This window comes from Streptomyces caelestis (assembly GCF_001279005.1).
Taxonomy (GTDB): Bacteria; Actinomycetota; Actinomycetes; order Streptomycetales; family Streptomycetaceae; genus Streptomyces; species Streptomyces heliomycini.
This window is the reverse complement of the sequence record NZ_LGCN01000074.1, coordinates 112,869-137,495: the sequence shown is the minus strand read 5'-3', so window position 1 is coordinate 137,495 and position 24,627 is coordinate 112,869. Positions and strand designations below refer to the sequence as shown.

At 72.9% G+C, this 24,627-nt stretch carries 19 protein-coding genes and 1 pseudogene; 12 read left to right on the top strand and 8 right to left on the bottom strand.

Annotation, left to right across the window (positions count from 1 at the left end):
- The first annotated feature begins 37 nt into the window (after positions 1 to 37).
- From ADK41_RS07495 to ADK41_RS07460, 8 genes are all read left to right on the top strand, one after another.
- Positions 38 to 1,249: an ATP-binding protein gene (locus ADK41_RS07495; protein ID WP_030827104.1), complete on the top strand. Its 1,212-nt coding sequence runs from the start codon at positions 38 to 40 to the stop codon at positions 1,247 to 1,249.
- Positions 1,246 to 1,647 (top strand): roadblock/LC7 domain-containing protein, encoded by a 402-nt coding sequence (locus tag ADK41_RS07490; protein ID WP_030827102.1) that lies wholly within the window; start codon positions 1,246 to 1,248, stop codon positions 1,645 to 1,647. The genes ADK41_RS07495 and ADK41_RS07490 overlap by 4 nt, the downstream gene beginning before the upstream one ends.
- Positions 1,644 to 2,018 carry a DUF742 domain-containing protein gene (locus tag ADK41_RS07485; protein ID WP_030827099.1) on the top strand — a complete coding sequence of 125 codons (375 nt, stop codon included), beginning with the start codon at positions 1,644 to 1,646 and terminating at the stop codon, positions 2,016 to 2,018. Before ADK41_RS07490 ends, ADK41_RS07485 begins: the two co-directional genes overlap by 4 nt.
- Complete coding sequence (locus tag ADK41_RS07480) at positions 1,993 to 2,595, top strand: GTP-binding protein (RefSeq protein ID WP_030827097.1); 603 nt, start codon at positions 1,993 to 1,995, stop codon at positions 2,593 to 2,595. The genes ADK41_RS07485 and ADK41_RS07480 overlap by 26 nt, the downstream gene beginning before the upstream one ends.
- Positions 2,596 to 2,697: 102 nt before the next feature.
- On the top strand, positions 2,698 to 3,999 hold the full coding sequence (locus tag ADK41_RS07475) for a cytochrome P450 (protein WP_037804295.1): 1,302 nt from the start codon (positions 2,698 to 2,700) through the stop codon (positions 3,997 to 3,999).
- Between the two features lie 103 nt (positions 4,000 to 4,102).
- Complete coding sequence (locus tag ADK41_RS07470) at positions 4,103 to 5,368, top strand: cytochrome P450 (protein ID WP_030827091.1); 1,266 nt, start codon at positions 4,103 to 4,105, stop codon at positions 5,366 to 5,368.
- Entirely contained in the window at positions 5,365 to 6,147 is a 783-nt protein-coding gene (locus ADK41_RS07465) for an enoyl-CoA hydratase/isomerase family protein (protein ID WP_030827089.1), read from the top strand. The genes ADK41_RS07470 and ADK41_RS07465 overlap by 4 nt, the downstream gene beginning before the upstream one ends.
- A gap of 112 nt (positions 6,148 to 6,259) precedes the next feature.
- Entirely contained in the window at positions 6,260 to 7,186 is a 927-nt protein-coding gene (locus tag ADK41_RS07460; RefSeq protein ID WP_030827086.1) for a GNAT family N-acetyltransferase, read from the top strand.
- Between the two features lie 261 nt (positions 7,187 to 7,447).
- Here the strand turns inward: ADK41_RS07460 and ADK41_RS07455 are convergent, their stop codons facing one another.
- From ADK41_RS07455 to ADK41_RS07435, 5 genes are read right to left on the bottom strand one after another with little or no spacing between them, the layout of a single operon-like run.
- Positions 7,448 to 7,756, bottom strand: coding sequence for a vitamin K epoxide reductase family protein (locus tag ADK41_RS07455; RefSeq protein ID WP_051843180.1), 309 nt, complete (start codon positions 7,754 to 7,756; stop codon positions 7,448 to 7,450).
- On the bottom strand, positions 7,753 to 8,499 hold the full coding sequence (narI, locus tag ADK41_RS07450; RefSeq protein ID WP_030827083.1) for a respiratory nitrate reductase subunit gamma: 747 nt from the start codon (positions 8,497 to 8,499) through the stop codon (positions 7,753 to 7,755). Before narI ends, ADK41_RS07455 begins: the two co-directional genes overlap by 4 nt.
- Positions 8,496 to 9,287 (bottom strand): nitrate reductase molybdenum cofactor assembly chaperone, encoded by a 792-nt coding sequence (gene narJ / locus ADK41_RS07445; RefSeq protein ID WP_030827079.1) that lies wholly within the window; start codon positions 9,285 to 9,287, stop codon positions 8,496 to 8,498. The genes narI and narJ overlap by 4 nt, the downstream gene beginning before the upstream one ends.
- Entirely contained in the window at positions 9,284 to 10,825 is a 1,542-nt protein-coding gene (gene narH / locus ADK41_RS07440; RefSeq protein ID WP_030827076.1) for a nitrate reductase subunit beta, read from the bottom strand. Before narH ends, narJ begins: the two co-directional genes overlap by 4 nt.
- Positions 10,822 to 14,526 carry a nitrate reductase subunit alpha gene (locus ADK41_RS07435; RefSeq protein WP_037804294.1) on the bottom strand — a complete coding sequence of 1,235 codons (3,705 nt, stop codon included), beginning with the start codon at positions 14,524 to 14,526 and terminating at the stop codon, positions 10,822 to 10,824. Before ADK41_RS07435 ends, narH begins: the two co-directional genes overlap by 4 nt.
- Before the next feature lie 853 nt (positions 14,527 to 15,379).
- Here ADK41_RS07435 and ADK41_RS07425 point away from each other — a divergent pair.
- Together ADK41_RS07425 and ADK41_RS07420 are read left to right on the top strand one after the other, a co-directional pair.
- The gene (locus ADK41_RS07425) at positions 15,380 to 16,624 is read left to right on the top strand and encodes a nitrate/nitrite transporter (RefSeq protein ID WP_030827070.1); all 1,245 of its coding nucleotides are present in this window, start codon (positions 15,380 to 15,382) and stop codon (positions 16,622 to 16,624) included.
- 26 nt (positions 16,625 to 16,650) lie between these two features.
- Entirely contained in the window at positions 16,651 to 17,124 is a 474-nt protein-coding gene (locus ADK41_RS07420; protein WP_030827067.1) for a hemerythrin domain-containing protein, read from the top strand.
- Between the two features lie 65 nt (positions 17,125 to 17,189).
- Here ADK41_RS07420 and ADK41_RS07415 read toward each other — a convergent pair.
- Together ADK41_RS07415 and ADK41_RS07410 are read right to left on the bottom strand one after the other, a co-directional pair.
- A pseudogene (locus tag ADK41_RS07415) lies at positions 17,190 to 18,029 on the bottom strand (serine hydrolase domain-containing protein); the annotation flags it as partial.
- 67 nt (positions 18,030 to 18,096) lie between these two features.
- Positions 18,097 to 19,299: a globin domain-containing protein gene (locus tag ADK41_RS07410; RefSeq protein ID WP_030827063.1), complete on the bottom strand. Its 1,203-nt coding sequence runs from the start codon at positions 19,297 to 19,299 to the stop codon at positions 18,097 to 18,099.
- A gap of 378 nt (positions 19,300 to 19,677) precedes the next feature.
- Here ADK41_RS07410 and ADK41_RS07405 point away from each other — a divergent pair, with 378 nt between their 5' ends.
- On the top strand, positions 19,678 to 21,186 hold the full coding sequence (locus ADK41_RS07405) for a PTS transporter subunit EIIC (RefSeq protein WP_030827061.1): 1,509 nt from the start codon (positions 19,678 to 19,680) through the stop codon (positions 21,184 to 21,186).
- Between the two features lie 479 nt (positions 21,187 to 21,665).
- Complete coding sequence (locus tag ADK41_RS07400; RefSeq protein WP_030827059.1) at positions 21,666 to 22,529, top strand: endonuclease/exonuclease/phosphatase family protein; 864 nt, start codon at positions 21,666 to 21,668, stop codon at positions 22,527 to 22,529.
- 21 nt (positions 22,530 to 22,550) lie between these two features.
- Here ADK41_RS07400 and ADK41_RS07395 read toward each other — a convergent pair whose 3' ends face one another.
- The gene (locus ADK41_RS07395; protein ID WP_078661957.1) at positions 22,551 to 24,089 is read right to left on the bottom strand and encodes an MFS transporter; all 1,539 of its coding nucleotides are present in this window, start codon (positions 24,087 to 24,089) and stop codon (positions 22,551 to 22,553) included.
- Positions 24,090 to 24,627: the final 538 nt, after the last annotated feature.

Below are 24,627 nucleotides of genomic sequence, written 5' to 3'. Positions count from 1 at the left end.
CCGAACTCCCGGCGCGATGCGACTTGAAGAGAGTCTCATGACGTCATTGATCGAGGATCCGCTGCTGTGGATCCTGCTTGTGGTGCTCGTCGCTGCGGTGTTCGCAGTGCTACGGGCCCGGAGAACCAATCTGGCGCTCCGAAGAACGAAGAAGGAACTGGAGACCGGACTGGGCCATGCCCAGGGCCGGATCGACCAGCTCCAGGGGCACATCGCCTCCCTGGGCACCCAGCACAGCGGCGACCTCGCTGACGTCCGGGCGGACGCGGAGTCGTCGACCAAGGCGGTGCTGAAGTCGGCGATGGGAACGCTCCAGTCGCTCGCCGAGGAGCAACAGCTTCTGCTGGACGGGCTGTTGCAGAAGTACGGCAACGACACCGAGGTGCTGGCGGACCTGATGTCGGTGGACCACACCGGCAGCCAGTTCAGCCGCCGGGCCAAGGGCATCTCGGTGCTGTGCGGCGGGTGGCTGGGCCGGCGCGAGGGCGTGGCGACCGTCTACGACGTGGCCCGCAGCGCGCAGGGCCGCATCAAGGACTTCAACCGGGTGAGCATCCACGCGCAGGCCAGTGTCGCCGTCACCAGCAAGGCCGTCGAGCCGGTGGCGATGGTGCTCGCCGAGCTGCTGGACAACGCGACCACGTACAGCGCTCCGGGCACGCCCGTCGAGGTCAACATCCAGGCCGTGCCGACGGGTGTGTGCTTCATCGTCGACGACGCCGGTCTGGGCATGGACCAGGAGACCAAGGACCGGGCGGCGGCGCTGCTGTCCGCCGACGGTCCCGTCGACATCACCGGTCTCGGTGACCCGCCCCGGTTCGGGTTCGCGGTGTGCGGCATGCTCGCCGCCCGGTACGGCTTCGCCGTCTCCGTCGGTTCGGTGTCCCCCTACGGCGGAGTGCGCGCAGTGATCCGAGTGCCGGAAAGCCTTCTGGCGGCCGAGGCCGTCACGCCCGCCGAACCCGTTCGGGAGACCGCGGACCAGGGCAGGGAGAGCGCCCCGCAGCGGCTGGCGCCCGTCCCGGTCGGCCCCTCGCACGTGGTGGGCACGACGACCGGCGGGCTGCCCAAGCGCCGCCGGCGTCAGGGACCCATCTCGGTGGTGCCGGCCCCGCAGGAGACGGCCGGCGCCGACCAGCAGACGTCCGAGTCTGCCGGTGAGGTGACCGCGTCGCGCCTGGGGGCGTTCGCACGCGGCACCCAGCTCGGACGGACCACGAACACCACGGAAGGACCTGACCACCAGTGAACACCGACCTGTCGTGGGTGCTGAACGACGTGCTCGAGGTGCGGGGCGCCCGCCACGCGGTCCTCGTCTCGGGTGACGGCCTGCTGCTGCAGCGTTCGGACGAGATCTCACGTGACGACGCCGAGACGAACGCCGCCGCGATGAGCTCCATGCAGTCCCTGAGCCGGGCGGTCGCCGGCTTCGTCGGGGCGGGGCACGGCATCTGGAAGCAGACGCTGCTGGAGTACGACGGCGGCTGGATCTTCCTGATCGCGGCCGGGCAGGGCGCCTACCTCGCCGTCTCGGCGGCGCTGGACGTCGACATGGAGGCCATGTCGTTCCGTATGCAGAAGACGGTGGCGGCGCTGAGCAAGGCGATGAGCGTGGCCCCACGCTCGGACAACGGTGTCGGCGCATGACGACGCCCGGCGAGGAAGCACCCGTCACCAGTGACTTCGTCCGCTCCTACGTCATCACGGGCGGCCGGAGCCTGCCGTCCTCGGACGAACTGGCGCTGCACACCTTGGTCACCCTGGCTCCCGAGCGGACGCTTCCGCTCGGGGCCGGCCCCGAGGTCAGGGCGATCTGGGAGCTGTGCGCGGGCGGCTACCTGTCGGTCGCCGAGGTGGCGGGCCACCTCGGCCTGCCCGTCGGGGTGGCCCGACTGCTGCTCACCGATTTAGCGGAACAGGGGCACCTACTGCGCCGGGCCGAGCCGCCCCGGGCCCAGAACGTTGACAGAGCGACCCTCGAGAAGGTTCTGAATGGACTCCAATCCCTCATCGGCTGAGACGGCCCAGCGGTCCATCTACGTCTCCAGCGCGGTGACCAACGCCGCCAAGATCCTCGTCGTCGGGCACTTCGCCGTGGGCAAGACGACCTTCATCGGATCGCTGTCGGAGATCACTCCGCTGCGCACCGAGGAGAAGATGACCCAGGCGTCCGTCCACGTCGACGACCTGCGGGGCGTGGCGGACAAGACCACCACCACGGTCGCCCTGGACTTCGGCCGCCTCACCCTCAGCGACGACCTGGTGCTGTACCTCTTCGGCACCCCGGGACAGCAGCGCTTCATGCAGCTGTGGGAGGACATGGCCCGCGGCGCGCTCGGAGCCCTGCTCCTGGTCGACCCGGGACGTCTGGAGGAGACCTTCCCGGTCATCGACCTCATCGAGCGGTACGGCCTGGAGTACGCCATCGCCGTCAACCGCTTCGACCCCGCCGCCACCTACGGCGAGGCCGAGGTGCGCGAGGCGCTCGACCTGCTCCCGGACACCCCTGTCGTCTACTGCGACGCCCGCGACCAGCAGTCGTCCGCCAAGGCGCTGATCGCCCTGGTGAGACATCTGCTCGACCGCGCGGCCTGACCGCCTCGCGCCCGCCCGGACCGGGAACCGCGGTTCCCGACCACTAAGGAAGACTTCATGGATCCCCAAGCACCGTCTGCCGGCACCGCCGGCAGATGCCCCATGCACGACGCCGCGTTCGCCGCCGACCCCCAGAAGGTCTACGACCGGCTGCGCGCCCATGCCCCGGCCGGGCCCGTCGAGCTCGCCCCCGGCGCGGACGCCACGCTGGTCGTCGGCCACGAGACGGCGCTGCGCGTGCTGCAGAACACCGAGCTGTTCGCCCGCGACGCCCGCCGTTGGAAGGCGCTCAACGAGGGCCGCATCGGCATGGACAACCCGGTGCTGCCGATGATGGCGTACCGGCCCAACTGCCTGTTCACCGACGGGGCGGTGCATCTGCGGCTGCGCAAGGCGGTGGTGGACAGCCTGGCCCGGCTCAACATCACCCGGATCCGGCGTGACGTCGAGCCGATCGCCGACTACCTGCTCGACCGGTTCAGCGAGCGGGGCCGGGCCGATCTGCTCAACGACTACGCCAAGCTGCTGCCGCTGCTGCTGTTCAACAAGCTGTTCGGCTGCCCGGCGGACATCGGTGACACCCTCACCGCCGCGATGACGGCGATCTTCGACGCCAAGGACGCGCTGCGCGCCAACGAGGACCTCACCGCCTGTCTCATGGAGCTGATCGCGCTCAAGCGGCGCCAGCCGGGCGACGACGTCACCTCCTGGCTGATCCAGCACCCGGCCGGGCTGACCGACGAGGAGCTCAAGGACCAGCTGGCGCTGCTGATGGGCGCCGGCATCGAACCCGAGCGCAACCTCATCGGCAACGCCCTGGTGCTGCTGCTGTCCGGGGCGGGCGGCCGGCAGAGCGGCATGCTGATCGAGGAGGCCCTCGACCACGTGCTGTGGAACCAGACGCCCATCGCCAACTACGCCACCCACTACCCGGTCCAGGACGTCGACCTCGGCGGCCATGTGGCGGAGGCGAACACCCCGGTCGTCATCTCCTTCGCGGGCGCCAACAGCGACCCCGCGCTCGCCGAGGCCCGCCGCACGCACAGCAAGGGCGCCCATCTGGCCTGGGGAGCCGGTCCGCACGCCTGCCCCGCCAAGGACCCGGCGCAGGTCATCGCGACCACCGCGATCGAACGGCTGCTCAACGCGCTGCCCGACCTGGCCCTGGCCGTGCCGGAGAAGGACCTGCAGTGGCGGCCGGGGCCGTTCCACCGCGCCCTGACCACGCTGCCCGTGACGTTCAGCCCCACACCGGCCACCCGCATGGCGGCCGCGCTCCAGAGCCGGCCCTCGGCTTCGGACGCCCAGCAGCCCGCGCCGGAGGCCGCGTTCCGGCAGGTCCGGAACGATCCGGGGCGGAAGAAGGGCTTCTGGAGCAGTTTCCTGGACATTTTCCGCGTCTGACGGAACGGCATGTGACGGGGGCAACACAGAGCGACGCATGATGCGGAGGGGCGGAAGGGTAGGTTCCGGCGGTACCGGCAATATTTGGCCAAAGGAGCTTCGCTTGACCGTCGTTGGCGACATACGCGGCACCACCCACGACCGCCTCGCCGTCACCTCCCTGATCCGCCGGCTGCGTACCGTCGAAGGACAGACCGACCCCCTTCCCGTCTGGGAAGGGCTGCGCGCCCTGGGGGAGGTCGTACGTGCCCCCTGGGGCGGCTACCTCGTCACCGGTTTCGAGGCATGCAGCCAGGTCCTGCGCAGCAGGACCTGGCTCGTGCCGGACTTCGCCTGGCAGGAGCGGCAACCCGACCCGAGACGCTGGCAGGAGTTGGCCACCCAGGAGCTGACCCGTACTCTTTCCCGTCTCAACGCCCCGACGCACACCTGCCAGCGCCGGGCCCTGGGCAACCCGTTCGACCGCGCCACCCTGGAGCGCATGCGTCCGCGGATCGCCGCTCTCGCCTCCGGCCTCCTGGACGACCTGGAGGACCGCCTGCGCACCGACGGGGAGGCCGACTTCGTCCACACGGTCGGCGAGCACCTCCCGGTCCGCACGGTCGGTGAGTGGCTCCGCATCCCCGAAGAGCACCACGCGCACATCCTGGACTTCGCCCACCGGCAGGCCTACGCCCAGGAACTGCTGCCCACCAGGAACGAACTCGCGCTGGCGGCCCAGGCCACACGGGAGATGCGGGTCTTCTTCACCGAGCTGATCCGTGACCGGCGGGCCCGGCCCGGCGACGATGCCCTCACCGGCTGGATCCACCACTGGGACGCCCAGCACCCGGACGACCGGGCCGCCGCGGACCAGGTGATCTACAACCTGACGATGTTCATCACCATCGCCTCCCTGGAGACCAGCGCGGTCCTGCTGACCAACGCGGTGCGGTTCGCCACCGAGAACCCCGCCCGGGCCGAATGGCTCCGTGCCCACCCGGAGCACATCGAGGACCTGGTGGAGGAGACCCTGCGCTACGACCCCCCGGTGTGGCTCAACTCCCACGTCGCCGCCGAGGACACGGTCCTCGCCGGCACCCCCCTCGCCAAGGACACCACCGTCCACGTGCTGTACGGCTCGGCGGCCCACGACCCCCGCCGCAACCCGGACCCGCACGTCTTCGACGTCCTGCGCGGCGGCGGTCACCTCACCTTCGGCAGCGGCGCCCACTACTGCCTCGGCGCGGCCCTCGCGCGCCTCGAGGCCCGGGAGCTGATCACCCAGGTGCTGGAGCGCTTCCCGACCCTGCGGCCCACCGCACCGCCCCTGTACGACACCTCCCGGCTCGTCTTCCGCCGTATCACCTCCTTGAAAGTGACGACATGATCGCCGCGCCCCTCGCCGGACTCCCCGCCGACCGGATACTCAAGACCCTGCGCACCCATCGGCAGGGTCCTCTCCTCACCGTCGAACTGAACGTCCCCGAAGAGGGGAACGCCGTCACCGACGCCATGCTGGAGGATCTCCTCACCGTCCTCGACGACCAGGACCCGGAGGTACGGGTCCTGGTGCTGGCCGCCGCGGGGGACGAGTTCTGTCTCGGCGGCGACCGGCGCGAGTTCCCCCGGCACCTCGCCGACGACCCCGCCGGCGGCGGGGTCCGGGTCAACGGGACGAAGGCCCTGCGCGTGTGCGAGGCCCTCACCGCCAACCCGGCCGTCACCATCGCCCGCGTCCAGGGCAGGGCCGTCGGCGCCGGCGTCGGGCTCGCGCTCGCCTGCGATCTGCGGGTGGGTGCGGACACCGCGTCCTTCCGCCTGCCCGAACTCGCCCTCGGCCTGCCTCCCGCCTGGGGCGGGCTGCTCCCCCGCCTGATCAGTGAGGTGGGGGCCGCCCGGGTGCGCGAGCTGATCCTCACCGCGCGCGTCTTCGACGCCCAGGAGGCCCTCGGTCTGTCGGTCCTCCACCGGGTCGTGCCGCGGGACGCGCTCGACGACGCCGTCCTGGCCTGGGCCAAACCCGTCCTGCGGCGGCCGGCCTCCGCCCTGCGGGTCACCAAGGCCATGTTCAACTCGCTCACCGCCGCCACCCGGCTCGCCGACACCTCGGTGTTCGATCCCGAACTCCTGGCGGCGATCCTCACCCAGCAGCACCGGCCGAGCTGACCGCCGGGGATCTCCCACAGGACGCCGGGCGTGCCCCGCCACGCCCGGCGCGTGGTCCGCGGCACCGAAAAACCGTTGCGCTCCGGGCCCCGCGACCGGATTCTTGTGCCTCATGCCCTACGCACAGCGTCCCGCGGCGCTCACCGACGCGCCCGCCGTCACCGAACTGCTCAACAAGATCGACGAGATCGAGATCGGCCGGCCCGAGACCGACCTGCACATCGTCGAGGCCGAGCTGAAGCGTCCCGGCACCGACCTGGAACGGGACTCCTGGCTCATCCGGGACGGAGACCTCCTGGTGGCGTACGGGCTGCTGTGGGACGAGTCCGGCGGCGAGCGCATCGACATCGACCAGTACGTCCTGCCCGAGCACCAGGGGGCCGCCGCGCGGCTGCTGGAGGCCATGGAGGCCAGGGCGCTGGAGAAGGCCCGTGAGAACGGGGCGGCACGGGCGGTGGTGCATCTGTACCTCAACGCGGCGCCCACCCTCGACACCGGACTCCTCCGGGCACGCGACTGGCGGGTCGTACGCCGCTACCACGTGCTGCGCCGCTCCCTGGACCCGGCACGGGACCCGTTTCCCGAGGCCCCCGCGGGCGTGCGGGTGCGCGACTGCGTCGCCGAGGAGGACCGGGCGCGCGTCCACGCGCTGTACCAGGAGTCCTTCGCCGACCACTTCGACTTCCGGCCGCGCACCTGCGAGACGTGGCTGCACGACATCGACGCCGAAAGGCTGGACTGGTCCCTGGTGTGGATCGTCGGCACCGAGGACCTGGGGGACGTCGGTTTCCTGCTCGCACGGGACGACCGCGAGGCCATGGGGTGGATCCGCAACCTCGGTGTGCTGCCCGCGGCCCGCGGCCGCGGACTGGGCGGATTCCTGCTGCGGCACGCGTTCGCGGCGTTCGCGGCGCGCGGGCGCGACACCGTCGGGCTCGGCGTGGACACCCGGAACACCACGGGGGCGCCCCGGCTGTACGACCGCCACGGCATGACGGTCCACTACGCCGTCGACACCTGGGAGGCGACGGTCGGCTGACGCGGGCGCCTCCCCGCGGGCACACGGCACCGGCAGCGGCCAGTGGCTCTCCGGGACCAGGTCCGGGGCGGCGCGACCGCGCCGGGGCACGGGGATGACGCCGTGCGCGCGGTTGCGCAGGGTCACGTACCGGAACAGGGCGATGGTCACGATCCGAACGACGGCGCGGTACGGGCAGAGGCGGCCGAGTGCGTACGGCGACTGCCGGATCAGCCGGTGGACGGACCCCACCGCCGCCGGCGCCCCGCCGTTCGGCGTCGGTCACAGGGCCCGGTGCGGCCGCGCCCCCGTCGGCACGGTCACGCCGAGGACGGCCACCGCGGCGAAGGCGCCCGGGCCGGTCAGCATGTCGGGGAAGTCCAGCGGATTCCCCCGTGGGCTCGCCATGGCGCTGCCGCGGCCCACCACCGGGCCGACGTCGCACGACGGCACGTGGTCGGGGTCCTCGAGCAGTCGCCGGTCGTCGATCGCGAGGCGCGGGGAGACGAGCCGGCCGACGGCCCCGGTCGGCGTCGTCAGCCGGCCGATGCGCCTCCCGGACGCCGTCGCCGTGCCGGCCGTCCCGTTCACACGGTCCGCCGTCCGCCCGGCGCGGCGCCGGCGCCCCGCCGCCGCGGCGCCCCGGCCACGGTGCGCCGCCGGTAGACCACGTACGGGCGTACGAGGTAGCCGACCGGCGCGCTCCACACATGGACGAGCCGGGTGAACGGCCAGGCGGCGAAGAGCAGGCAGGCCGTGAGGGCGTGGAGCCGGAACAGCAGCGGCGCCCCGGCGATCGCCCCGGGCTCGGGGGAGAGGGTGAACAGCCCGCGGAACCACACGGAGACGGTGGAGCGGTAGTCGTAGCCGGCGCCGAGGACGTTGTGGGCCGCGGTGGCGGTGATGCCGAGCAGCACGGTGGCGGACAACAGCGGGAAGAGGACCTTGTCGCTGCGGTCGGTGCCGAGCCGGATCCGCCGGGTCAGCAGCCGGCGGGCGCACAGCATGCCGAGGCCGGCGACCATGGCGAGGCCGGCGACCGAACCCGCCCACACGGCGGTGGCGTGGTACGCGTGCTCGTCGACGCCCACCGCCTCCGTCCAGGAGGCCGGCACCGCGAGGCCGACGACGTGCCCGGCGATCACCATGAACGCGCCGAGGTGGAACAGCGGACTGCCCCAGCGCAGCCACCGGTGCTCCAGGAGCTGACTGGTGCGCGAGGTCCAGCCGAACTGGTCCTGGCGGTAGCGCCAGACGTGCCCGACGGCGAACACCGCGAGACAGACGTAGGGGACGGCGACCCAGAGGAGGAGGTCGGTCGCGGAGACGTTCATCGGCGGTCTTCCTGACGGTGCGCGGCGGACGGCGGCACGAGGGTGGGCGGAGCCTGCCCGGGCGGGACGAAGGAGCCCGGCGGCGCGAACCCGCCGGCCCCGTAGGGGTCGAGCCCGACGTCCTCGTCCGGCGGGCCCTCGGCGGCCAGTTCGGCCACCGCCCGCAGATCGGCCTCGGTGGGCGGCGGCAGCAGCGCGATCAGCGCCGCGAGGACGTGCCGGTAGGGGGAGTCCGCGTCGGTCAGGGCGCGGTGGATCAGTTCGATGCCGCGCCGGTGCTGCCGCAGCGGGGCCTCGCCCTTGCCGAGGCCGGTCAGCGCGGCGAACTCGAGGACGACCGGGAGGTGGTCGGGGAGTTCGCCGCCGTCGGTGTCCCAGCCGGCGGCGCGGTAGCGCTGGGCGAGCGTGAGCAGGGCCATGCCGCGGCGGCGGGTGTCGCCGTGCAGGTAGTAGGTGAGGTGGAGGCCGCTCCTGCGGCGCAGGTCGAACGTCTCGACGTAGTGCCGCTCCAGGGCGTCGGGCTCCTGTCCGGCGAACCAGGCGGTGAAACCGGCCAGGTGCCCGGCCGCCGGGGAGGGCGGCAGCGCCCCGACGGCGGCGGTGAGCACCGGCCGGGCGGCGGTGAGGCCGGCGTCGGGGTACTGCAGCAGCAGCGACATCAGCCGCAGCAGCAGCGCCCGTTGTTCCGTCTCCTCGGGGGTGGGCGGCACGGGCCGGACGGGGCGCCGCAGGGCGGCCCGGACCCTGGTGCGGACGATCCCGGGCACGGTGGAGGGGAGCGGGGTCACGGGCGGCCTCCGGCGGGGGTGTCGGTGGTGCGGCGGCGCAGGGCGGGGATGCCGAGCAGCACACGGCGGCCGTCGCCGGACCCCGGTGCGCCGGAGGTCTCGACGGGGCAGCGGTTCTCCGTCGCAAAGAGCGCCGCGTCCTCCTTGTGCGCGGCGGGGACGACGTAGCGGTCGGCGTACTTGGCGACGGCGAGCAGCCGGTGCAGGTCCTCGGCCTCCCGCGCGGTCAGTCCGACGGCCTCGAGCGCGCTCTCGTCGCCCTCCTCGCCGAGGGTGCGTTCACGCATGTACGAGCGGAGCGCGGTGAGTTTCATCAGGACCCCGCCGACCACATCGGCGTCCCCGGCGGTGAACAGTTCCGCCAGGTACTCCAGCGGGATGCGCAGCCGGGTGACGGCGGCGAACACGTGGTCGGGGTCGTCCTGGTCGCCGCCGGCCGCGTCGACCGCGTCGAGGACGGGGGAGAGCGGCGGCACGTACCAGACCATCGGCAGGGTGCGGTACTCCGGGTGCAGCGGCAGCGCCACCTTGTACTTCGACACCAGGGCGTGCACCGGGGAGCGGCGGGCGGCGTCCAGCCAGTCCTCGGGGACGCCCGACTCCCGTGCGGCGGCGACGACCTCGGGGTCGAAGGGGTCGAGGAAGACGCCGCGCTGGGCGTCCAGCAGGTCCTTCTCGTCGGGCGTGGCCGCCGCCTCGCCGACCCGGTCGGCGTCGTACAGCAGCAGGCCGAGGTAGCGCAGCCGCCCGACGCAGGTCTCGGAGCAGACGGTGGGCTGCCCCGCCTCGATGCGCGGGAAGCAGAACGTGCACTTCTCGGCCTTGCCGGTGGCGTGGTTGACGTACACCTTCTTGTACGGGCACGCCGTCACGCACATCCGCCAGCCCCGGCACTCGTCCTGGTCGGCCAGGACGATCCCGTCCTCCACCCGCTTGTACATCGCGCCGGACGGGCACGCCGACACGCAGGCCGGGTTGAGGCAGTGCTCGCACAGCCGGGGCAGGTGGAAGAGGAAGGTCTGCTCGAACTCGAACCTGACCTTCTCGGCCCACTCCCCGGAGAGGTTGGGGTCGGCGCCGGCGTTCTGCGGGGCGCCGCCCAGACCGTCCTCCCAGTTGGCGCCCCAGGTGATCCCGGTGGGTCTGCCGGTGAGGACGGAGCGGGGCCGGGCGACCGGCATGTCGGGCCCGGCGGGGGCGCTGATCAGGTTGTCGTAGTCGTAGGTGACCGGCTCGTAGTAGTCCTCCAGGGACGGCAGGTCGGGGTTGGAGAACAGCGACAGCAGCCGCCTGACCCGGCCCCCGGAGCGCAGCACCAGGCGCCCGCGCCGGTCGAGCGCCCAGCCGCCCTTCCACTGCTCCTGGTCCTCGTAGCGGCGGGGGTAGCCGACGCCGGGCTTGGTCTCGACGTTGTTGAACCAGGCGTACTCGACACCGGTGCGGTTGGTCCACGTCTGCTTGCAGGTGACGGAACAGGTGTGGCACCCGATGCACTTGTCGAGGTTCATCACCATCGCGATCTGGGCCATGACCCTCATCGGTAATCGACCTCCTGGGAGCGGCGGCGGATGACGGTGACCTCGTCGCGCTGGTTGCCGGTCGGGCCGTAGTAGTTGAAGGCGTAGGTGAACTGCGCGTAGCCGCCGGCCAGGTGGGTCGGCTTGAGCAGCAGTCTCGTCAGCGAGTTGTGCATGCCGCCCCGCTTGCCGCTGACCTCGGTCCTCGGCACGTTCACGTTGCGGTCCTGGGCGTGGTACATGTACACGGTCCCCTCGGGCATCCGGTGGGTGACCACGGCCCGGCAGGCGACGACGCCGTTGCGGTTGTACGCCTCGATCCACTCGTTGTCCTCGACGCCGATCTTCTCGGCGTCCTCCAGGGACATCCAGATGACCGGGCCGCCGCGGGACAGGTCGAGCATGTACTTGTTGTCCTGGTAGGTGGAGTGGATGGACCACTTCGAGTGCGGGGTGAGGTAGCGGACCGTGACCTCGGCCCGCCCGTCCTCGTGCAGGTGCTCGTCGCCGTAGTGCCGTGGGGTGTTCAACGGCGGCCGGTAGACGGGAAGTTGCTCGCCGAGCTCGGTCATCCAGTCGTGCTGGACGAAGAAGTGCTGGCGGCCGGTGAGGGTGTGCCACGGTTTCTTGTGCTCGGTGTTGATGACGAACGGGGAGTAGCGGCGCCCGCCGGTCTCCGAGCCCGACCACTCGTAGGAGGTCATCACCGAGCGCGGCTGGGTGCGGGTGTCGGCGAACGTGATCCGCTCCGCCTCGCGTTCGGCGGCGAGTTCCACCAGTCCCTCGCTTCCGGTCTGCCGCTCCAGCTCGCGGAACCCCTCGGTGGCCAGCCGGCCGTTGGTGGTGCCGGACAGGGCCAGGATCGCCTCGCACATGTCGGAGGCGCCGGCCAGCGACGGCCGGCCCGCGGCCACGCCGTCGCGGACGGTTCCGCAGCGCCGGCGCAGGTCCTCGATCTCCCGGTCGGGGTGGACGGTGACGCCCTTGGTGGTGGTGCCCAGGGTGTCGAGGAGCGGGCCGACGGCGCGCATCTTCTGCGCGACGGCCGCGTAGTCCCGTTCGACGACCACCAGTGTGGGCATGGTGCGTCCGGGCACCGGCTCGCACTCGCCGGCCCTCCAGTCCCGCACCACCCCGCCGGGCTGGGCGAGTTCGTCGGGGGTGTCGTGCGTCAGCGGCACCGCCAGGACGTCGGTGCGCGTCCCCAGGTGCTCGGCGGCCAGGTCGCTGAACCGGTCGGCGATGGCGAGGAAGCCGTCGTAGTCGGTGCGGGCCTGCCAGGGCGGGGCGATGGCCGGGGTGAAGGCGTGGACGAAGGGGTGCATGTCCGTGCTGGACAGGTCGTCCTTCTCGTACCAGGTCGCGGCCGGCAGGACGACGTCGGAGAGCAGACCTGTGGAGGTCATCCGGAAGTCCATGGTGACCAGCAGGTCGAGCTTGCCCTCCGGCGCCCCGTCCCGCCACACCACCTCCCGCGGACGCTTCCCGGGCGGGGTCTCCTCGGAGCGGACGGCCGCGTCCGTGCCCAGCAGATGGCGCAGGAAGTACTCGTTGCCCTTGCCGGAGGAGCCCAGCAGGTTCGCCCGCCACACGGTCAGCACGCGCGGGAAGTTGGCCGGGTCGTCGGGGTCCTCGGCGGCGAACCGCAGCCGCCCCGCCTTCAGTTCGTCCACGACGTGCTCGACGACCGGACGTCCCCGCGCCGCCGCCTCGTCCGCCAGGTCGAGCGGGTTGCGGTTGAAGCCGGGGTGCCCCGGCGTCCAGCCCAGCCGCACCGCCTGCGCCAGACAGTCGGCGAACCCCTTGCCCGCGAACCGCCCCTCGCCCAGCGGGGAGGCCAGTTCGTCCGGCCCGAACGCCTCGTAGCGCCACTGGTCGGAGTTGAGGTACCAGTACGAGGTGCCCGCCATGTGCCGGGTCGGCCGCTGCCAGTCGAAGGCGAACGCCAGGTGCTGGAAGCCGGTGAGCGGGCGCACCTTCTCCTGGCCGACGTAGTGGGCCCAGCCGCCGCCGTTGACGCCCTGGCAGCCGGTCAGGGTGGTCAGCGCCAGGAACGCCCGGTAGATGGTGTCGGAGTGGAACCAGTGGTTGGTGCCGGCCCCCAGCGCGATCATGGAGCGGCCGCCCGTGCGCTCGGCGTTGCGGGCGAACTCCCGCGCGATCCTGGCGGCCTGCTCCGCCGGCACGGACGTGACCGTCTCCTGCCAGGCGGGCGTGTACGGCTCGGTGGCGTCCTCGTACGACACCGGCCAGCTGCCCGGCAGCCCCGGCCGCCGCACGCCGTACTGGGCCAGCATCAGGTCGAACACGGTGGTGACCAGGCGCCCGCCGACCCTGCGGACCGGCACTCCGCGGACCATGGTCGTCCCGCCCTCGGTGGCGCCCTCGTCGAAGCGGGGCAGTGTGATCCCGACCGTGTCGTCGGCCCGTTCCAGCAAGGTCAGTTCGGGGGTCACCTCGCCGAGGTCGAGGTTCCAGCGGCCCTGTTCGCCCGTGGCCCAGCGGAAGCCGAGCGAGCCGTTCGGCACGACCGGCTCACCCGTGGCCGCGTCGAGCAGGACGGTCTTGGAGCCGGCGTTCTCCTCCTCGTGACCGAGGTCGGCGGCGGTCAGGAAACCGTCCGGCACGAGACCGCCCGCCGTGTGCTCGCGCAGGGTGATCAGGAACGGGGCGTCGGTGAACTTCCTCAGGTAGTCCCGGAAGTACGGCACCTCGCGGTCGACCAGGAACTCCCGCAGGATCACATGGCCCATGGCCATCGCCAGCGCGCCGTCGGTGCCCGGATGCGGGGAGACCCACTCGTCGGCGTGCTTGACGTTGTCGGCGTAGTCCGGGCTGACGGCGACGACCTTGGTGCCGTTGTAGCGGGACTCGGTGAGGAAGTGCGCGTCCGGGGTGCGGGTGACCGGGATGTTGGAACCCCACATGATCAGATAGCCGGCGTTCCACCAGTCCGCCGCCTCCGGCACGTCCGTCTGGTCGCCGAAGACCTGCGGGGAGGCGACCGGCAGATCGGCGTACCAGTCGTAGAACGACAGCAGGGTGCCGCCGATCAGCGACATGAAGCGGGAGCCGGCCGCGAACGACGCCATCGACATCGCCGGGATGGGGGAGAACCCGGCGACGCGGTCCGGGCCGTACGCCTTGACGGTGTGGACCTGGGCGGCGGCGACCAGCTCGGTCACCTCGTCCCAGTCGGCCCGCACCAGCCCGCCCTTGCCACGGGCCCGCTTGTAGGCGCGGGCCTTCGCCGGGTCACCGGTGATCTCCGCCCACGCCGCCACCGGGTCGCCGAGCCGCTCGCGGGCCTCGCGCCACAGCTTCAGCAGCGCACCGCGCACGTACGGGTGGCGGACCCGGCTCGGCGAGTAGGTGTACCAGGAGAACGACGCGCCGCGCGGGCAGCCGCGCGGCTCGTACTCGGGGCAGTCGGCGCCGATCGACGGGTAGTCGGTGGCCTGGTGCTCCCAGGTGATGATGCCGTCCTTGACGTACACCATCCAGGAGCAGGAGCCGGTGCAGTTGACGCCGTGGGTGGAGCGCACCACCTTGTCGTGGGACCAGCGGTCCCGGTAGAACCCCTCCCACTTCGGGTCGCCCTCACCGAACACCGCGCGCCCGTCGGACGAGACCTCACGGCGGTTCAGCAGTCTGCGCGCGGCCAGCGGCCAGCCCTGCGGGGAGAGGGCCCGTCCCCGGGGTGCGCTGTGATCGTTCTCCATGGTCGAGAACGCTAGGTTCCGGCCGCGGGGGCGGCCTTGGGCCGAACGGCCCCGGTCCCCCCTCCTTCCGGCCCGCTTCCCGCCCGCCGTCCAGGGCCCCTCGGCACGGCCGGGCCGAAGCACCCGGCCGGGCGAGGCCGTTCGGCCCGGCGCCCGCCCGGCGGGGACCACCGGACGCCGGCAGGGCCCGCCCGGCCCACGGGGCGGGGCGGAGGCCCGGTGACGCCGGGCCCGACCGGACCGGCGGCGGCAAAGCCGCGCCCGGGTCGTTCCGCCCGGGCCGGGCCCGTACGGCGTACCCCTCACCGCCGTCCGCCCGCCGGACGCCGCCGGACGCATGCCGGTGCGCGACTTCACCGGCCGGGCGCCCGCGCCGGGCCTGCCCCGGACGCGGTCCGAACGGCACGCCCGGGTCGCCCTGGCGTGGACCGCCGGCGACCGGCCGCGGGACTGGTTCGCGGCCGGCCGGGCACGGGAACGGACGCTGCCGGCGGCCACCGCCCACGGGGTGCGGACCTCGCTGCTCCACCGGGCCACGAAGCGGCCGGACCCGCGGGAGGCGATGCGGGTCCCCGGCGCCCGGTGGCGCCGCCCGCAGGTGCTGATCCGCTTCGGTCACGGCCCCGAGGCGAGGGGGCCCGGGCCCGGCGGGCCGCGGCGCGTCCGGCCGGCCGGTGCGGGACGCCGTTCGGACCCCGGTTCCGGGACCGCCGGTCCCCGGCGACGGGGACCGACGGCCCACTCGCCCACCGCCTCCCGCTGCGGATAGTGGTCGTGGGACGCCGGGACACAGCTCCGGCGCCCGCGGCGCCGACTGATCCGGGCCGCACCGCGAACAGGGAGGACGGACGGCATGCTCCAGCCGTCGAGCAAGTCGAAACGAGCACCGGCAGCCGGTGCGGACGTGACCGGCCGCGCCTGGCTGATGCTGGCCCTGGCCACGGCCGGGTTCGCCCTCAACTTCTGGGCCTGGGCACTGCTCAGCCCTCTCGCCCCCAGGCTGAAGGACTCCTTGCACCTGTCGTCGTTCCAGCAGTCGCTGCTGGTGGCGGTCCCCGTCGTGGTGGGTTCCCTGGGCCGCGTCCCGGTCGGCGCGCTCACCGACCGGTTCGGCGGGCGGGTGATGTTCCCGCTGGTCTCGGCGGCCACCATCGTGCCCGTGCTCCACCTGGGCCTGGCCGGGCACTCCTCGCTCGCCGCGCTGCTGGTCGGCGGCCTCTTCCTCGGCATCGGCGGCACCTCCTTCGCCGTCGGCGTGCCGTTCGTCAGCGCCTGGTTCCCGCCCGAACGCAGGGGCCTGGCCATCGGCGTCTTCGGCGCCGGCATGGGCGGTACCGCGATCAGCGCCCTCACCACGGTCAAGCTGGTCGACGCGCACGGAACGGCCAACCCGTTCCTGATCACCGCCGCGGCGCTGGCCGTGTACGCGGCGGTCGCCGCCCTGCTGCTGCGCGACGCCCCCGGGCGCACCGTGCCGACCGAGCCGCTGACACGCCGACTGGCCGCGACCTTCACCCTGGGCATCACCTGGCAGGCGTCCACCCTGTACGCGGTGGCCTTCGGCGGCTACGTCGCCTTCTCGGTCTACCTGCCCACCTACCTGAAGACCGGTTACGACCTCACCCAGGCGGACGCGGCCAACCGGATGGCGGGGTTCGTGCTGCTGGCCGTGGCCATGCGGCCGGTCGGCGGCTGGCTGTCGGACCGCGTCGGCCCCGTACGGGTGCTCGACGGCGCGCTGGCCCTCGTGGTCGCCGGTGCGCTCGCGCAGTCGTTCACCCCCGCGCTGGCGCCCGTCGGCACCCTCGCGTTCCTCGTCATGGCCGCGGCGCTCGGCGCCGGAAGCGGCGCCGTCTTCGCCCTCGTGGCCCTGCTGGCCCCGGCGAACAAGGTCGGCTCGGTCACCGGCGTCGTCGGTGCGGCCGGCGGCCTCGGCGGCTTCCTGCCGCCGCTGGTCATGGGCGCCCTGTACGGCGCGTACGGCTCCTACGCCGTGGGCCTGGTGCTGCTGGCCCTGGTGTCCGTGGCGGCCCTGGCCTACACCGCGACCGGCGTCCGCCGCGGGGTCGCCCGCGTCCCCGTCGGCCGTCCGAACTGACCGTCGCACCCCCGAGGAGCCACACCATGTGCGAGTACTGCGGCTGCCAGTCCCTGACGGCGATCGACGACCTCACCCGCGAGCACGACGCGGTGGTGGACCTGATCGGCCACGCCCGGGACGCCCACCGCGCCGGCGACACCGACCGGATGGCCGAACTGGCCCGGCGGATCGGCGCGGTGCTGGAACCCCACACCCAGGTCGAGGAGCACGGGCTGTTCCCCGCTCTCACCGACGAGTTCCCCGAGCGGATGGCCGCGCTCGAGGCGGAACACCGCCGCGTCGAGACCGTGCTGGAGGAGGCCGCGGCCGGCACGCCGCGGGACGCCGCCTGGCCGGACCGGCTGGTCCGGGCGCTCGACCTGCTGCGCGAACACATCCTGAAGGAACAGGACGGTGTCTTCCCGGCCGCCTTGGCGGCCCTGTCGACCGAGCAGTGGGAGGCGGTCGAGACGGTGCGCGCCCGCGTCGGCACGCGGATGCGGCAGCCGGCGGGCTGAGACCGGCCCGTGCCCCGGCCGGCCACGTGTCCGGCCGGGGCACGGGCGCGCGGCGACCCGGTGGGTCAGTCGCGGGCGACCTGGGGGGCGATGTCCTCGGTGCGACCGCGGACCGGGGCGGTGGACCTGGCGGTGGCCGTGCCGGAGCCGCAGAAGGCGGCGTCCAGCGTGGCGCCGAGCGTGGCGTTCACGGTCCCGTTGTTGGAGGTGTTCGCCAGGGAGGTCATGCTGCGGACGCCGTCACTGGTGGTGAAGGCGTAGGTGTAATAGCCCTGGACGGTGCCGGTGCGGCCGTGGACGGTGGTGCCGCAGGAGAGTTCGCGTGCCCGCAGCCCCAGTCCGTAGGCCGGCTTTCCGTCCGCGGTGACCGGGACCGTGGTGGTCATCTCCTCCAGCTGTTCGGCGGGCAGGAGCCTGCCGGACAGCAGCGCGGAGAAGAAGCGGTTGAGGTCCTTGCCGTTGGAGATGACCGCGCCCGCGGACCGGGCCCAGGAGACGGTCTGTTCGGTGGAGTCGACCAGCGGCAGCGTGGTGTCGTCCTGCCGGAGGCAACCGCGGGCGCAGGAGCCGGGGAGGGTCGTCCGCGGATGGACGTACGAGGTGTTCCGCGGCCGCAGGGAAGCGAAGACGCGCCGCTGGTACTGGGTGGCGACCGGGGGGCCGGTGAGGTGCTCGACGATCTGTCCCAGCACGACGAAGTTGGTGTTGGAGTAGCTGTAGGCGGTGCCCGGCGCGTTGTCCAGGGGACGCGCGGTGGACAGGTCGATGAGCTCCTGGTAGCCGAAGACCTTGGTGCGGACCGCCTCGAAACCCGGGACGGTGTCGTGGAACATGTCGTTGGTGCAGTCGTACAGACCGCTGCGGTGGCTGAGCAGGTGCCGCACGGTGATGCGGTCGTCGGGAACCCGGCCGTCGCGGCGCGTCACGACGAGGGGCGGACCGCCCGGGTGACGGTCCGTCCCTCGTCCGGTCCTACTTGCTGAGCCAGAGGTCGGGGCCGAACACCTCGTAGTGGACGTCCTTCGGGCTGAGCCCCCGGGCGAGCAGGTCACCGCGGACGGCCTGCATGAAGGGCAGCGGGCCGCACAGGAACGCGCTGACGCCCTCCCGCAGCGTCAGCCGGGCCACGTCGGCCAGGCCTTCGTGGACGTGGGGCGGCACCGGCTCCCGAGGCGTCTCGTACCACACGTGCAGTGCGGCGTTCGGAAGCCGGCCGACGAGTTCCTCCATCTCCAGCCGGTGCGCGTGGTGGGCGGGGGAGCGGTCGGCGTGCAGGACGGTGACGTGGCGCTCGGCCGAGGTGCCGGCCAGGTGGTCCAGCATCGACAGCATGGGCGTGATGCCGATGCCGGCGGAGGCGAACAGCAGCGGGCTGTCGCCCTCGGGGAGCACGAGGTCGCCGAAGGGCAGGGAGACCTTCACGAGGTCGCCCGGGCGGGCGTGGGCGTGGAGCCAGGACGACACCTCTCCCTCGGGCGCCCGGCCGTCGGCGGAGCGCTCCCGCTTCACGGTGATCCGCCAGGTCTTGCGGCCGGGGGCGGCGGAGAGGCTGTACTGGCGTATCTGCTTCGCCCCGTCGGGGAGTTCGACCTGGACGCTGACGTACTGGCCGGGGGTGAACGGCTCGGTGGGGTCGCCGTCGGGGCGGCGCAGCTCGAAGGAGGCCGCGTCGACCGACTCCTCGGTGCGGTCGGCGATCTCCATGTCGCGCCAGACGGCGCCGTCCTCGACCCCCGCGCCGGCGTACAACCGTGCCTCCATGGCGATCAGCGCGTTGGCCATGAGCCAGTACACCTCGTCCCAGGCGGCTGCCACCTCGGGGGTCACGGCGTCCCCGAGGACCTCGCCGACGGCCCTCATCAGATGCCGTCCCACGAGCGTGTACTGGTCGGACGTGATGCCGAGCGAGGCGTGCTTGTGGGCGATGCGCCCGAGAACGGCGTCGGGACGCTCGCCGGGCCGCTCCACCAGCGTGGTGGCGAAGGCCGCGACGGCGCCGGCGAGGGCTTCGCGCTGGGCGCCGTTAGCCTGGTTCGCGCGGTTGAACAGGCTGCGCAGCAGATCCGGGCGCTCCTCGAACATCCGGCGGTAGAACAGCTCGGTGATGCTGCCGAGGGAGGCCCCGACGGCGGGCAGTGTGGCCCGGACGACCGGGATCGACTGGGTGGAGAGCATCCTGTGGCTCCTTGATCGGCACTGGTGTGCTTCATGGGTCGCGCGCACCAGCATGCTAGTTAATTGGCATATCAGATTCCTATTTAGGGGTGTGTGATCTGTGCGACCCTCCCGCGGAGAGCCGTGAGGCGAGCGGGTGGGCCGGGCGAGGGTGGCCCGGGCACTCCGGGACGTCTCGCCGCTCTTCGTTCCCGAGGGCGCGTCGGCATGGCCCTCGGGGGTGAGGGGAGCCCGGTGTCCCCGGCTTCCGCGGGGCATGTCGCTCGCGGACGCTTGACGCTCCGGAGTGATGAAAATATCTTTCAGTTTCGAGCAGCATCACGGAAAGAAAATTTCGAGGACTCGCCCACCCCCTTCACAGCGAGGCGCGACCGCACCATGAGCGACGAGAACAAGCACCACGCCACCGCCGCCGCGATCCTCCCCCTGGTCGGCGGCGCGGAGAACGTGGCGTCGGTGGCCCACTGCATGACCCGTCTCAGACTGGGTCTGCGTGACCGCTCCCTCGTGCGGGACGAGCAGCTCAAGGCGCTTCCCGCGGTCATGGGCGTCGTCGAGGACGACACCTGCCAGATCGTGCTGGGACCGGGAACGGTGGCGCGCGTCACCCCGGAGTTCGAGGCCCTGGTCGAGGCGGAGAGGACCGGGGCCGCGACGGCGTCCCCCGCCCCGGACCGCGGGGACGGGCCCGTGACGGCCGAGGCGCTCGCCGCGCAGGGAGCGGCGCTCAGGGCGCAGCGGAAGGCGAGGAACGCCACGCCGTTCAAGCTGTTCCTGCGCCGGATCGCGAACATCTTCGTACCGCTGATCCCCGCGCTCATCGGCTGCGGCATCATCGCCGGCCTGAACGGCCTGCTGGTCAACCTGCACTGGCTGCCGGGGGTCACCCCGGCGCTGGCCGCCGTGGCGTCCGGGTTCATGGCGCTGATCGCCGTCTTCGTCGGCCACAACACGGCCAAGGAGTTCGGCGGTACACCGGTCCTGGGCGGCGCCATCGCGTCGATCATCGTCTACGCCGGAGTGGCGGACGTCGAGGTGTTCGGCCGGCACCTCTCGCCGGGACAGGGCGGCGTGCTCGGGGCCCTGGGCGCCGCGTGGCTCGGCGTGTGCGTGGAGAAGTGGTGCCGGCGCCGGGTCCCCGAGGCCCTCGACGTCCTGGTGACGCCCACCGTCACCGTGCTCGTGGCCGGACTGGCGACCCTGTTCGGACTGATGTTCCTCGCCGGGGAGGTCTCCACCCGGATCGGGGACGGCGCCGACCGGCTGCTGTCCCACGGCGGCGCGGGCGCCGGGTTCCTCCTCGGCGGCCTCTTCCTGCCGCTGGTCATGCTGGGCCTGCACCAGGCCCTGATCCCCATCCACACGACCCTCATCGAGGGCGCCGGCTTCACCGTCCTGCTGCCGATCCTCGCGATGGCGGGTGCGGGACAGGTCGGTGCGGCGATCGCGGTCTACTGCCGGCTGCGGCACAACACCTCGATCCGGACGACCGTCAAGTCCGCGCTCTGGCCCGGCTTCCTCGGCGTCGGAGAGCCCCTCATCTACGGCGTGTCCCTCCCCCTGGGGCGTCCGTTCGTCACCGCCTGCACGGGCGGAGCCTTCGGCGGCGCGTTCGTCGGCCTCTTCAACCAGCTGGGCACGGACGTCGGTTCGACCGCGATCGGCCCCTCCGGATGGGCGCTGTTCCCCCTCCTCGACGGCAACCACGGCCCGGGGCGGACGGTCGCCGTCTACGCCGCCGGCCTGGTCGTCGGTTATGTGACGGGCTTCCTCGCCACCTACTGCTTCGGCTTCACGAAAGCCATGCTCACGGAGTTCGACACGGCGCCCGCCCCTTCGGCGGAGGACCGGCCCGCTCCCGCGGAGCGGGCCGCCGAGAAGATCTGACCCGGCCCGAAGACGCCGTCCCGTCAGGCCGGCACGGCGGGCGGGACCCGTCCTCCGGAACGCCGGAAGGTCCACCGTGCACCGCCCCGACGACCGCGGCCACCCCGACCGCACCACCGACACCGTCTCGCGCCCAGCCGTGCGACGGGCCCGGCCGGGACCCCGAGCCGGTACACGGCCGCACCGTGGGCGGGCGGGTCGACGCGCAGGCGACGGCCGTCGTGCGGGGTGCCGGTACGGCTCCACGGTTCCCGCGCGTGGCCGTCCGGGCGGGCGCCGACGCAGCCGAACGGGACGGCGAACCGCCGGGGAGCGTCGGCCGGGGAGAACACGGCGGCGCAGCGGGCGCGTCGGTCGGTCCGGCTTGTGCCGAGGTCCACTGCGGACCACGGCGACGGCTGTACGGTGCTGCGGTGACCGACGAGAGTCATGCCGGAACGCACTGTGCCGGTCCCGCCTCCACCCGATCCGGAGAAGGCATGAAGCCCCGTTTTCGTCGCCCTGTCCGCGCCGCCGCCGTACTCGCCGCCATCCTGCCGGCCACGGCCGCACCGGCCACGGCGGCCGGTGTTCCCGGAGCGCACGCCCCCGTGGTGGCGCTGCGGGTGGCGACGTACAACATCCACGCCGGGGCCGGCGAGGACCGGGTCTTCGACCTCGACCGCACCGCGGCGGCCCTGCGCGGCCTGCGGGCCGACGTGATCGGCCTCCAGGAGGTCGACGTCCACTGGGGCGCCCGCAGCGACTTCGCCGACGAGGCCCGCGCACTGGCCGGGAAGCTGGACATGCGGGTGTTCTTCGCACCGATCCACGACCTGGACCCGGCCGAGCCGGGCGGCGAGCGGCGGCGGTTCGGCGTCGCCGTACTGAGCCGCCACCCCGTACTCGCCGCCGAGAACCACGAGATCACCCGGCTCTCCACCCGGACACCCGATCCGGTGCCGGCCCCGGCGCCCGGCTTCGCCGAGGCGGTGGTCGACGTGCGGGGCGCGCACGTGCACGTCTACACCACGCACCTGGACCACCGGGCCGACCCGTCGGTCCGCGAGGCGCAGGTGGCGGACATGCTCGCCGTACTCGCCGCCGACCGCGGACCGACGATCCTGGCCGGCGACTTCAACGCCGAGGTGACGGACCCCGAACTCGCGCCGCTGTGGGAGCGGTTGCGGGACGCCGCCCCCGGCGGCGGCGGGACGTATCCGGCGGCCGACCCGGTCAAGCGCATCGACCTGGTCACCGTCTCACCCGACGTCCGGGTGACCGGCGCCCGCACGGTGGCGACGGAGGCGTCCGATCACCGGCCCGTGGTCGCGGACCTGAAGGTCCACCGGCGCGGCCGCTGAACCGGTCGCCGGCGGGCTCGTTCACCCGCCCTGGAGGCGTTGCAGGTCGGAGGGGCGGACCTGGATGGCCACGACGGCGATCAGCGCGGCGAGCGCGGCGAAGATCGCCGCCATGACGAAGGCCGCCGAGACACCGGAGGCGAGGACCTCGTCGCCCCAGGGCGGTGGCAGCTCTCCGGTGCGCTGGAAGCGCAGACGCTCGGCAGGGGTCGCCTGCCGCAGGAAGAGCGGAACCTGTTTCTCCGCCTCGTTGCCGCTCGCCGTGCCGAACACCGTGACCAGGATGGACAGACCGAGCGAGCCGCCGACCTGCTGGGTGGCGTTGAGGAGGCCGGAGGCCGCGCCGCTCTCCCGCACGGGCACGTTCGACAGGGCCATCAGCGTCAGCGACACGAACTCCATGCCCATGCCGAGGCTGAAGACCAGCATCGGCCCGAGGACGCTGCCCGCGTAGGTGGAGTGGACGTCGGTCAGCGTCAGCCAGCCCAGGCCCGCCGCAGCGAGCACACCACCCCCGACCATGAAGGGTTTGGGCCCGTACACGGGCAGGAACCGCGAGGCCAGTCCGGCGCCGATCGCGATGACCGCGCTGACCGGCAGGAAAGCGAGTCCGGCCCGCAGGGGACTGAAGCCCAGTACGTCCTGCACGAAGAGCGTCAGGAAGAAGAACATGCCGAACATCGCCGCGGCCAGGCACAGCATGATGCCGTACGTGCCCGCGCGGTTCCGGTCGGCGAACATGTGCAGCGGGGTGATGGGCTGCCTCGACCTCCTCTCGACCAGGACGAACCCGAAGAGGACGAGGGCGGCCGCGGCGAACGAGGCCAGGGTGAACGGGTCCCGCCAGCCGTCCTGCGCGGCCCTGATGAACCCGTAGACCAGCAGCACCATGCCGGCGGTGGAGGTCAGCGCGCCGGTGACGTCGAAGTGACCCGGGTGGCGTTCGGACTTCCTGATCCAGTGTGGTGCGGCGAGGGCGATGAGCAGCCCGATCGGGACGTTGACGAAGAGCACCCACCGCCAGTTCAGCCACTCGACGAGCATGCCCCCGGCGAGCAGACCGATCGCGCCGCCGCCCGCCGACACCGCGGCGAAGACCCCGAAGGCCCGGTTGCGTTCCGGCCCTTCGCGGAAGGTGGTGCTGATCAGGGCGAGGGCCGTCGGCGAGGCGATGGCTCCTCCCACGCCCTGGAGGGCGCGGGCGGCGAGGAGTTGGCCGGAGTTCTGGGCGAGCCCGCCGAGCAGTGAGGCCAGTGCGAAGAGCAGCACGCCGACGATGAAGACACGCCGTCTGCCGAGGATGTCGCCGGTCCGGCCGCCGAGCAGCAGCAGACCGCCGAAGGTGAGGGTGTAGGCGTTGACCACCCACGACAGGCTGGTGGTGGAGAAGTCGAGGGAGCGCTGGATGTGCGGCAGCGCGATGTTCACGATGGTGATGTCCAGCACCACCATCAGCTGACACGACGCGATGACCAGCAGCGCCATCACGTTTCCACCGCCGCCGGCGTTCCGGGCGGCGTTCTGCGGTGCGGGGGCCGGTCGCGGACTGCTTCTGGTCATGCCGGGTCGCCCTTTCGGGAGTCCACCGTTCGACCGTACGCGCACGCCCCGACGCCCACCACTCGATCACCACGTCCCCGCCGCCGGGCGCGGCCCCGGTGCCCGCCTCATGTCGGCACGGGCATGATCTCGCCGTGGACGAGGCGCAGTTGACCGCCGGTGTCCGCCACGTCGACGCCGGCGTGCGGCCGGCGCCGGGCACGCGCTACCCCGGCCGACGGGGCGGCGCCTTCCGTCCGGTGGGCCGCGACGGGCCGGCCGGGGTCCGGGCGCGCTTCGCCGTCGGCGCCGACGGAGCCCGTTCGAGCGTCGCCCGCGAACGGCGAACCCCCGACCTCCCCTTGCGTCCTCGTCCCCTCCTGCGCCCCCGGACACCTGGCCCGGGTGGTCGACGGCGGGCGGCACGCCCACGTCGGGGCCGCGGGGTACGCCGACCGCCTCCCCACGGGGCCTGCGCCGGACCATGGAACGGTTCGGCGCCTCGACCCCCGGGCCGGCCGGCGTGGACCGGCCCGGGGCGGTGGAGCGGCGCGGGGCC